This is a genomic window from Clostridium sp. (genome assembly GCF_016650095.1).
Classification (GTDB): Bacteria; Bacillota; Clostridia; order Clostridiales; family Clostridiaceae; genus Clostridium_AD.
Genome location: NZ_JAENWL010000087.1, coordinates 1 through 11011, shown reverse-complemented (window position 1 = coordinate 11011; position 11011 = coordinate 1). Strand labels below are relative to the sequence as shown.

Here is an 11011-nt window from a genome sequence, read left to right as displayed (position 1 = left end):
TTTAAGTTTTTCTCTTTAAACATTAAGCCACCTATAATTACAGAAATAAAAATTGAAATTTTTCTCAGAGGCAGAACTAGTGATATTTGGCTAGATGGAATATTTAATACAATAAAATATAATCTATCGGAAATAATAAGTAATAAACTCATAAGTGGTATATAGAAATCAAACTTAATAGGGCTTTTATCCTTATTTTTCAGTCTAACATAAAATAACGTAGTAGCATTAAATAAAAACATAAATAAAGAAAACCAAAATTGCATTTGTCCAGGGTTAGTAGACTTTAAAACTACCTTATCAATAGTCGCACTTACAGCATTTAAAACTGCAGCAATTATCATGAAATGCAAATATTTGTTGTTAAATAGTTTAACTACTTCTTTTGAACCTACTTTTCCAATAAAATAATACGAAAGTAACATAATTATAATACCTATGCACTGAAAAAATGTAAGTCTCTCATTTAATATCAATATACCAAAAATAATTGAAAATAAAGGGTTAATAGTATCAAAAGGAGTTATAACACTTATAGGTAGATTTTTAATTGCTGTGAAACTTAAAATAAAAACTAAAAACACGACAAAAGTCTTAAAAAAAATAATAAGAATCTTGTCCGCACTCATACTCATAGCACTGTTAAATTCAAAAGACACAAGTAAAAGGCTAAAGAAAGAATACATAGTTAGTACCACTAATACAGAATTCTTTTTAAAGGCTTTCTTTTTGGCAATATCCAAAAATCCTGATAAAATACCTGATAATATTGTCAACCAAATCCATAGATACATTAGAAAATACTCCTTATCAATAAAAAATAATATATAAATTCGAACATTAATTAGTATACCATATTATTTTTTAATTAAGAAGAAATTTTAAGGGGAAATATTGAGGAGAAAAGATAAATACTATTATTTTACATATGACAAATAACCTAAGCTAATTAGTTTTTTTCAATGGACAGTGATATATTTAGGCTAGGTTCGCCTCCACCATACATAAAGCGATCACTTATTTTGAGAAGTGAAAAAAGAAAAAGAAACAACGCCATGTATTAGTTAGCAAATAAAAAACATCTTTTGATTAGTATAAAAGATTTTTAATCAAATCTTAATATTGTTAAGTTATAATGAATAATAAAAGTGCTAATAATAAAAGGAGAGTTGGCATTGTTAGGTTTAATAAGAAACATTTAATTTGAAAATCATCATCAATTAAGGAGAATAAATATAATGAAACTAAAATCGAAGGTTGGATTAAGTAATAATAATTATTTAATTACAAAAACAAAAATATTAACTTATTCCATACTCACACTTATTTTTATTGTAACCTCATATTTGTCTATATTATTTATACAAAAACATTTTGGTGACAATACAATATTTTTCTCATTTAAATCCTTGTCTCCTATTACATTATTAGAACTTACAATCTTATTAATTTTCTATTTTTATTTAGATGCTTTAAGATTTTTATATGTTTTTAAAACGCTACAAATACATATTACTCTTGGATATCTCATTAAGCTTACATTCATTAATATATTTTTATCAAATATAACTCCATTTGCTACCGGAGGTGGCTTTTCACAAATATATTTTTTAAATAAAAAAGATATTTCCATTGGTGACGCTACAGCAGCAACTACAATAAAAACTGTGCTTCCTCTTATCTTTTTCTTTATTACAACACCAATAATTTTAATAAACAATAAAGCTATTTTTAAAATTGCTCCAAGTAGTAGTAATTCGATTTATATCTTAGCATTAGCTCTTATTTATATTTTAGCTGCATATGGCATTTATAAAATACTGACAAATACAAATATAATAAAAAAAAACCTATCCAAAGTATTGTCTTTATTACAAAATAAAAATATTATATCAAACAACAGGACAGATAAATTTAAAACTAATATTTTTTTAGAAATTGATATCTTCGCTCTCAACATTAATAGATTTTTAAAAGGTAATAAAAAATATATATTATTATCCATAATATATATGCTTTTATATTTATTTGCATTATTTATGGTTCCAGCTATTCTGATTAGGGGGGTTAACTCTAACATTTCAGTAAGTAAAATTATTTTAATACAAATTGTATTAACTTTCGTCACATATTTTGCACCAACTCCTGGAGCTACAGGCGTTGCTGAAGGTGGATTTACATTGATGTTTTCTAGTTTTGTAGAAAAGAATGAGATTGTATCATTAACATTTTTATGGCGATTTTTCACCATGTATTTAGGTATGCTAATAGGTTTAGTAATTTTTTATGCAGAAATAGCTAAAACCAAGCTCAAAAGGAAATAGTTTAATATATACCGTGTTAGGAGGTAACTTTATGTGGAAGAATAGAAGTTTAAAAACTTTATTGTTTATAGATATTGCATTATTATTAATTCTTATTACTTATAAGAGCTATTTATTTGTTTTTGAATCTGACTTTGTATCAACTAATATTAATAATATAAAAGAATTAAATTATATAACTTCAAGACATGTACTTTCTTTTGCAGTAATGGGTAATATAAAGAGTTCTATAGATATATTTGATAAAGAGATGATTAAAAAAATAAATGCTGATAAGGATCTAGATTTTGCTGTTTCTACAGGAAACGCTGTAATAGATGGCGAAGAAGATAAATATAGGATATTAAATAAAAGTTTAAAGAAAATAAAAATTCCAACTATTATTGGTATAGGTGATGATGAAACTTTAGATAATGGTTTTGAAAAATTTTATCATCATTATGGTCCTTCTTATTTTTCTTATAATGTAAATGATGCATACTTTATTTTTTTAGATACTACAGGATTAACTTCTGAACAATGGCAAAGAAAATGGCTATTAGATGAGCTAATTCGAAGTGATAAATATAAGTATAAATTTGTGATTATGAATATTCCCCCATTTGAACTTGAAAATGATCACTCACTTAACAAATCATATTGTAATTTTTTAACGAATAGCTTTTCGAAATATAAAGTTAATGCAGTGTTCACTTCTGGTATGGAGGTTTTTAATAATAGAAAAATTAAAAATGTTCAATATTTTATAAGTGGTGGTGCTGGTGGATCATTACTTCTTAATAATCAAAATAGTTTTTATCACTATATTAAAGTAAATATAAAAAATAATGAAGTAACTTATAATGTTATAAAAGTGGAAACACCCTCTAATTTCGTTATTTACCGTATTTTAAAAAATATTTGGTTTTATATCCATTCAATTTTCTACTTAAACTTTTTAAATTTTATTTTAATATTAAGTATGCTTATGTTTTTAGGGTTATTGATTAATTCTAGAGTAAGCAAGAGTGTTGATTATTATAATGAATTTGATGAAGAAACAGAAAACATTAACATTAATGAAAAATTAAATATTGCTATGTTTACTAATAACTATTTACCATTTATAGGTGGTGTTCCAATTTCTATTACAAGGCTTACGAAAGGCCTTCGTAAAAAAGGTCATAACGTAGTAATCTTTGCTCCAAAGTATCCCCTTAAAACTCTAGAAGAGTCGAATGTAATTAGATGTAATTTATTGATCTATTATAAGACTAAGACTATTGATTTTCCTATAGTTAATATTTTTTCACAACAGATAGAAAAAAAGTTTTTATCCCAAGATTTTGATGTTATTCATGTACATCACCCATTTTGGATGGGATCAAAAGGACTTGAACTTGGTAATAAATATGGATTACCTGTAATTTTAACTTATCATACCAGGCTTGAAAAATACGCTCATAATTTGCCGTTTTTAAAACAAACCTTTGAAAATATAGTTTCTCATAAATTGATTAAAATATTTTCCCAGAAATGTGACGCTATACTTGCACCAACTAATTCTGCAAAAGAATATCTATCAAACATTGGTGTAAGCCGAGATAAAACTGTTTTACCCACGGGTATTGACTTTGAATCTTATAATAATATAGACCTAAATTGCGTAAACCTTATCCATGAAAAATATGGGATGCAAGATGAAGTAATTTTATGCTCCGTATCACGTTTAACTGAAGAAAAAAACATTTACTTTTTATTAAATGGAATAAAGTGTATAAAAGATAATTCCAAAGTGCCTTTTAAATGTATTATTATAGGAGATGGACCTGAAAAACAAAATATATTAAAAACCATAGATGACCAAGGCTTAAAAGATACAGTAATCCTACTAGGTTCAGTAAGTCCTGAAGAGGTTTGCCAGTATTATATGGCTTCAGACATTTTCGTTTTTAGTTCAGAGTCCGAAACTCAAGGCATGGTAATATTAGAAGCAATGGCTGGAAAATGCGCTGTGGTAGCCATTCGTTCTAGTGGAATAGATGATATAATTCATAATGAATATAATGGATTTAAGACTAAATCTGACTTGAATTTGTGGTCAGAAAAAGTTATTTATTTAATGGAAAATCCTAAAATATTAAAGGAGATGTCTCAAAATGCCTATGATTTTTCTAATAAGTTTTCCTTAGATGCAATGGCAGATACCACTGTGAAAGTTTACCGCAAAGCCATAATTCATAAAAAAAACAAATCTAATGAATACTAGCGAAATTGTTTCTTTGTCTAAAACAGAAACTCGCAAAAGAGGGGTGACTATAGATGAATAAAATATCTTATTTTTTAGGAAAACTTGTTACACTTATTTCTATCTATTATATTAAATTTGTGTATAAAACTAGCAAAATAATTTCTAATGGCCAATATGCTTTCTTAGAATCTGATCATACTGAAAAATTTATTATCGTGTTCTGGCATGGAGATAGCTATTCATTGTATCCTTATCTTAGTGGACAGGGCCTCTACGTAATTACTACTAAGAATGGAAGAGGGGATTATATTAATTTGATATGTAATCATTTTGGATATAAGACAATTAGAGTACCAGATGAAAGTGAAGGTGGAAATTTTTTGTTTAAAATAAAAAGGGAAATAAGTGAAGATTGTGCCAATTTAGCTATTACTCTTGATGGTCCACTAGGTCCTTATCATGAACCTAAGCCTTTCCCATTTATTACAGCATCACTTATAAAACGTAGAGTATTACCTATTTCAATCAAGTGTAATAGAAAAATACAATTAAAAAGCAGATGGGACAATTTCACTATTCCTCTACCTTTTAATCGAATAGAAATAAATGTGCATGATCCTTTAGGGGTACCGTCAGCAAAAGCTATTTTTCGGGATCATGAATATCAACATATTTCTTTATAATATTCTAAATGAACTCAGTACCTTCTATGAGGTCGGGTTCGGAACCAGTAATTGTAAATTGAAGTAGAATCTTATTGTAAATAGAAAAAACATATAAACAACAATTTTGATGCAATGGAAAACCCTTGAATTCAGCGGTTTTCGTTGTTTTTGGGGTAAAAATACACTGTGAAAATTAAGGTAAAGATAAAAATATAGATTAAGATGGAATAAATGAACACCCTTATGAATTCTAGCATACATTCATTGTTAAATTAGTTAACGGGGGCTTTGTTGGTGACACATCTGAATGGGGTTAAGCTTTAAGTGTTAGTGATGATAATTCATAGGGTGTAGACAATAGTGTTTTAAAATTAATTATAGTAAAATAGTTTAGTTGACTAAACAATATTAAAACAATGAAAACTTAACTTTGATGAAATATTTAAATATTTACTTGACAAATTTATAATAAAATCGTACGATGCTTATAGAGAATAAAATTTATCCTTTGGAGGTGCTAAGATGAATAATTTTAAAATGAACTTTAACGGAGATAGGTTAAGAATAGCCAGAATATATAGAAACATGACTATAAGTGATTTAGAGAAAAAGATTAGTGTTACTAAACAGGCTATTTCACAATATGAAAAATGTATAATAGCACCAAAGTCAGAGGTGTTATTTCAATTAGTATCTGTCCTAAGGTTTCCATTAGATTTTTTTACTGAAATGGATAATGAGACTACTAAAGTTGAAAATACATTTTTCAGATCGCAATCAGGTGTTAAAAAATTGGATTTAAATACTGAAGAGATAAAAACAGAGATAATTGTTAGGTTGTATAACTTCCTTAATGGCTATCTTGAATTCCCAAAGCTTGAGTTACCTGCCATTGATTACAAGGATGTTATAGATATTGAGGATGTAACCTTAATGTTAAGGGGTTTCTGGGGACTAAATAATGACCCAATAGTAAACATTATTGACTTATTAGAAAAGAACGGGATAATTGTATCGGCTTTAGCCACTGATTCAAGTAAAATTGATGCATTTACCCAAATTCATAAAATTAATGGTCATCATCAATTTTGTATAGTACTGGGGAACGATAAACAATCTATGGTTAGAAGAAATTTTGATGCTGCACATGAATTAGGACATATTATACTTCACAGTAAATTAAGTAATATTAAAGAGTTATCAAATGAAGAATTCAAAGAAGTAGAAGTTCTTCTTGACTTGGATCCTGGAACTTTAGTTGAAAAAAGATCTGAAAAAGATAAGGGATTGATATTATCGATAAAAAGAAATTAACATGTTTATACATACAAAAAATGATTAAATTAGTAAAGGAGTTTTAGTTTATGATGTCTAATAATGAACTACTAGTTAAAATGAAAAATGCTGCTAAGAACAGCATTGTAAATAGAAATGGACTTGAAATATACTTTATGGGTAAGCTGCAAGCTTTTATGGAAGCTTATTCTAAGGATTTGGCTGAGGATTTTATTTTCTCTGATGTATATGCTCATAAAGCTATATTTGATGGTATAAGAAAGGGGGTACTTCCCTCACGTTATATTAAGTCGGGATACAACTAAATTTGGAATCAATAATAGTTAAGTTGTATCATTAATTTATTAATATGTGGTAATAAAATAAATGCTTAAATATTATATGAGTTCAACATAATACGAATTGAGTTGAACTCATTAAGTAAGCTTCAAGTCTTGATATATAAGGCTTGATTCACGAATTATAGAATAATATGATACGTAAAGGAGAGAATATATGGATAAGCTAAAGATAAAAATAGTTATTGCAGATGACAACATCAAATTTTGCAGTATTCTTAACGATTATCTATCAAAGCAAGAAGATATTGTTGTTATTGGCATCGCAGAGGATGGAGTAGAATTAATTAAATTGATTGAAGAACGAAAACCAGATTTAGTAGTTCTTGATATAATTATGCCTATGCTTGATGGTTTGGGCGTTCTAGAGAGGCTACATACAATGGATTTAGTCTCATTTCCTCAGGTAATAGTTTTATCAGCAGTAAATCAAGATAAAATAACTCAAAGAGCCCTATCACTAGGAGCAGATTATTATATAGTAAAACCTTTTGATATGGAAACATTGGTTAAAAGAATAAGACAAGTAGTAAATAAAACTATGCTTAGTGATGATGTATACAAAACATTTTATAATAAAGAAATTAAAACTAATAAAAGTGAACCAGTTGAGATTATTTCTCAAATAACCAACATTATTCATGAAATTGGGATACCTGCTCATATAAAAGGTTATATGTATTTAAGGGAAGCCATATACCTGGTAATGAATGATATAGAACTTTTATCAGCAGTAACAAAAGAATTGTATCCATTGGTAGGTGAAAAATGCAATACGACTGCTAGTAGGGTAGAAAGGTCAATGAGACATGCAATAGAGGTTGCCTGGTCAAGGGGACAAGTAGAAACTATCAATAAGATTTTTGGTTGCACTATTTGTAGTGAAAAAGGCAGTCCTGCTAATTCAGAATTTATAGCAATGGTGGCTGACAACTTAAGATTACAAAATAGGATTAGTTAATTTAGTATTCAACAAACTAAGGCTGAATAAAAGCTAAATGCCGTGAAATGAATCCGAACCTATTCATTTCACGGCATTTAACTTTTGTCATTCCTATTAGATATACCAACATAAAACTATAAATTTTATTTTACACATTATGTAATATACATTACACCTTTAAAAGGTTATCTGCTCTTTTCGCCCTCTTATTACTTTAAAAATATATTTAATTTCTAAGTTACATTTAAAACATTATTATATGTTTCATAATATTTAGTAATATGAGTAATTTTTTTTTGAATATCTTCTAGCTGGCAATATGCGCTCATTAATAGATCTTTTTCTATAAAACATTCATCACAACTAATTCTATTATTAATTTCCTTTTTAAGTTCCTCAGTACTCTTCAATATAGATTCTAGCATTAATAATCACTCCCTATTTCCATTTAATATATTATTTATTTATACCATATGCTATTTCAATATGGTTTATATTCTCCTTTTATACTTTTAACTTTTACAGTATAATACATATTTGTGAATTATTTGTTACGTATTTATTAATAATATGTTAATAATATATTTGCATTTATTTATCTATAAGTAAAATGAAAGTGAAAGGAGAATAGGTGAATGGTATCAATAAGTTAAACTTATATTTTTGAAACATATCTAAAGTATATTGGCTATATGAAACGTAAATTAAATAATTAAAATATCAAAAGGAAGGATTAATACTATTGTAATATAAAATAGAAGGTATATTTTATTGATGCCTCAGGGTTTTGTAGCATAAAAAAAATGCTATTCAGGTATAAAATGAAAACCTGCATAGCATTCTTTTTAAAATATTAGATATTTCTTGCTACCTCATAGGCATCCCAAATAGCATTCATTATGTTTGAAGCTTCTCTGGAATCACCAATATTATATAATTCGTGAACATTACATTTAAGTTTGTTGTAAAGTTTGTTATCAGGTTTATACCCTATAGCAATTACAACAGTATCGGAATCTAAAGAGGTTTGTTTGAAGTTCTTATCTATTAATAATACGCCCTCCTCCTTTACTTCTAGCAAACTAGTATTAGTAATAGCATCCACTTTATTAAACTTAAGCAAATCCAATAGCATTATTCTATTCATATGAGGCATAGGTTTTCCTGAACTTAGCAGTTCGGGTAGAGCCTCAACTATTGTAACCTCGTTCCCTTGTTTTGCAAGCCATAAGGCAGTTTCACAACCTATAAGTCCTCCACCAATCATTACAATCTTAGGTCCGGCAGTTTTTTTGCCAGCAAGTAAATCTTCAGCCGAGCATACATTAGTTCTATCCATGCCAGGTAAGTTTAATGTTACTGAAGTTGAACCCGATGCAATTACAACAACATCGGTTTTTTTATCATTTATGTAATCTTCTGTAATTTCAGTATTCAATAATACATCTATTTTTAATTCTTTAAGTTCGTTTTCATACCATTTAAGAAGCCTTTTATCTGCAAGTTTAAAATCAGGAACTGAGCCTTCTAAAATATGTCCACCTAATTTATCTCTTTTCTCATATATTGTTACTTTATGACCTCTTAAAGCAGCTACTCTTGCTGCTTCCATTCCAGCAAGCCCACCGCCTACTATTAGAACATTCTTTTTTATACAAGCAGGGGTTACAAAATATTCGCCCTCTCTTCCAGTAGCTGGATTAACAGCACAGGATAAAGGCTTAGCTATAAACATTCTTCCCATACATCCATCATGACATGCTAAGCAAGGACGGATTCTATTTTCTTCTCCCGACATTAATTTATTAGGTAAATATGGATCTGCTAATAGGCCTCTTCCTATCACTACCATATCAAGTTTGTTTTCTTGTAACGCCTTCTCACCAAGACCAGGCAAATCCATTCTGCCAGCAGAAATTACTGGTATACTAACTACTTGTTTCAATTTTTCAGCATAAGGAAGATAACATCCATAGTCAAAATACATAGGTGGATGAGCCCAATACCATGAGTCATAGGTCCCACAGTCAGCATTAAATGCATCATACCCAGCCTGCTGCAATATTTTAGCAACTTCTAATCCTTCTTCAACATCACGACCAAGTTCTTTAAAGTCTTCCTGTGGAAGTCCTCCCTGACGCCAATCTTTAATATAACTCTTAATACTAAATCTAAGCATAACTGGGAAATCTTTTCCAACAGTGTTTTTAATTTCTTTTACAATTTCTGATGGTAATGTAAGTCTGCCTTTTAAATCTCCACCATATTTGTCAGTCCTTTTATTAAATATTGAAAGCGTAAACTGATCAAGTAAATATCCCTCATGAACAGCATGTATTTCTATCCCATCGAATCCAGATTCTTTAGCAATTATTGCAGCTTCCCCAAATTTTTTAACCATGGTTTCCACTTCTTCAGTTGTAAGTTCTCTACAGGTAACAGTTGGATCCCAGTAATTTGGAATTGCTGACGGGGCGACAGGCTGACCATCTAGAAATCCGGGAGCAGCACTACGACCAAGTCCAAGAGTAATCTGTATAAAAATTTTTGCTCCATAAGCATGTACTCTTTCTGTCAATTCTGAAGCAGTTTGAATAAAATGCGTAGGATTAATTGTTATACAAGGAAAACTTGGCATTTTGAGTTTTTCAATTTCATTTTCAACCTTAACAGCGCCAGTGATTAAAAGGCCAGTACCTCCCTTTGCTCTTTCAACATAGTAGTCAACTGCTCTTTTTGTAAAACATCCATCTGGTGTAATAAGGCCAAGATTTGCCATTGGTGCCATGGCGATCCTGTTTTTAATTTCTACATTACCTATTTTTATAGGCTCAAAAAGTTTTTGCATACTCATTTTTCCCTCCTTAATCACTATTTTTAATTATAAATTTGGTATAACAATTATTCAATTGAAAAATTGTTATACCATTACATAAAACATACAACACATTAAGGCTCCAATCAATATCGAAATATTACGATTATTAAGAAAATTTGGCATTTAACGTCGGTATGGAACAATTAGTTCTATCAATCTTAAAATTGGTGGGGGATTTAGAAGATTATAGTAATATTGTGCGAGAAAAAGTTTATCAGGATGCTTTTATGGGATATTATTAAAGTGATAAGCTGGAAAAATCAATGCTTAAAATATAGTAACAAAATTCGTATAAGTTTTAATGAGTGTTTGAATTTAAATGACCCAATAAACATGT

9 protein-coding genes are annotated in these 11011 nt (G+C 28.7%); 6 read left to right on the top strand and 3 right to left on the bottom strand.

The window, feature by feature from the left end; genetic code table 11:
• A partial coding sequence (locus JJE11_RS07280; protein WP_291634081.1) for a DMT family transporter occupies positions 1-794 on the bottom strand: 794 nt, incomplete at its 3' end.
• Between the two features lie 444 nt (positions 795-1238).
• Between JJE11_RS07280 and JJE11_RS07275 the strand changes: the two genes are divergently transcribed.
• From JJE11_RS07275 to spo0A, 6 genes are all read left to right on the top strand, one after another.
• Positions 1239-2324, top strand: a complete 1086-nt coding sequence (locus JJE11_RS07275; protein WP_291634079.1) for a lysylphosphatidylglycerol synthase transmembrane domain-containing protein — start codon at positions 1239-1241, stop codon at positions 2322-2324.
• 31 nt (positions 2325-2355) lie between these two features.
• Entirely contained in the window at positions 2356-4572 is a 2217-nt protein-coding gene (locus tag JJE11_RS07270) for a glycosyltransferase (RefSeq protein ID WP_291634077.1), read from the top strand.
• A gap of 53 nt (positions 4573-4625) precedes the next feature.
• Complete coding sequence (locus JJE11_RS07265) at positions 4626-5237, top strand: DUF374 domain-containing protein (RefSeq protein WP_291634075.1); 612 nt, start codon at positions 4626-4628, stop codon at positions 5235-5237.
• Positions 5238-5756: 519 nt separating this feature from the next.
• Positions 5757-6533, top strand: coding sequence for an XRE family transcriptional regulator (locus JJE11_RS07260; RefSeq protein ID WP_291634073.1), 777 nt, complete (start codon positions 5757-5759; stop codon positions 6531-6533).
• Between the two features lie 50 nt (positions 6534-6583).
• The gene (locus JJE11_RS07255; protein ID WP_291634071.1) at positions 6584-6820 is read left to right on the top strand and encodes a hypothetical protein; all 237 of its coding nucleotides are present in this window, start codon (positions 6584-6586) and stop codon (positions 6818-6820) included.
• Positions 6821-7010: 190 nt separating this feature from the next.
• Positions 7011-7814: a sporulation transcription factor Spo0A gene (spo0A, locus tag JJE11_RS07250; RefSeq protein ID WP_291634069.1), complete on the top strand. Its 804-nt coding sequence runs from the start codon at positions 7011-7013 to the stop codon at positions 7812-7814.
• 215 nt (positions 7815-8029) lie between these two features.
• On the opposite strand, the gene JJE11_RS07245 is transcribed toward spo0A, so the two are convergent.
• Together JJE11_RS07245 and JJE11_RS07240 are read right to left on the bottom strand one after the other, a co-directional pair.
• Positions 8030-8221: a hypothetical protein gene (locus JJE11_RS07245; protein ID WP_291634067.1), complete on the bottom strand. Its 192-nt coding sequence runs from the start codon at positions 8219-8221 to the stop codon at positions 8030-8032.
• A gap of 428 nt (positions 8222-8649) precedes the next feature.
• Complete coding sequence (locus JJE11_RS07240; protein WP_291634065.1) at positions 8650-10650, bottom strand: FAD-dependent oxidoreductase; 2001 nt, start codon at positions 10648-10650, stop codon at positions 8650-8652.
• Positions 10651-11011: the final 361 nt, after the last annotated feature.

Coding starts and splice junctions, on each gene's coding strand:
- JJE11_RS07245 (WP_291634067.1), bottom strand. CDS start 8,221: ATGCTAGAATCTATATTGAAGAGTACTGAGGAACTTAAAAAGGAAATT.
- JJE11_RS07260 (WP_291634073.1), top strand. CDS start 5,757: ATGAACTTTAACGGAGATAGGTTAAGAATAGCCAGAATATATAGAAAC.
- JJE11_RS07275 (WP_291634079.1), top strand. CDS start 1,239: ATGAAACTAAAATCGAAGGTTGGATTAAGTAATAATAATTATTTAATT.
- spo0A (WP_291634069.1), top strand. CDS start 7,011: ATGGATAAGCTAAAGATAAAAATAGTTATTGCAGATGACAACATCAAA.
- JJE11_RS07240 (WP_291634065.1), bottom strand. CDS start 10,650: ATGAGTATGCAAAAACTTTTTGAGCCTATAAAAATAGGTAATGTAGAA.
- JJE11_RS07255 (WP_291634071.1), top strand. CDS start 6,584: ATGATGTCTAATAATGAACTACTAGTTAAAATGAAAAATGCTGCTAAG.
- JJE11_RS07270 (WP_291634077.1), top strand. CDS start 2,356: ATGTGGAAGAATAGAAGTTTAAAAACTTTATTGTTTATAGATATTGCA.
- JJE11_RS07265 (WP_291634075.1), top strand. CDS start 4,626: ATGAATAAAATATCTTATTTTTTAGGAAAACTTGTTACACTTATTTCT.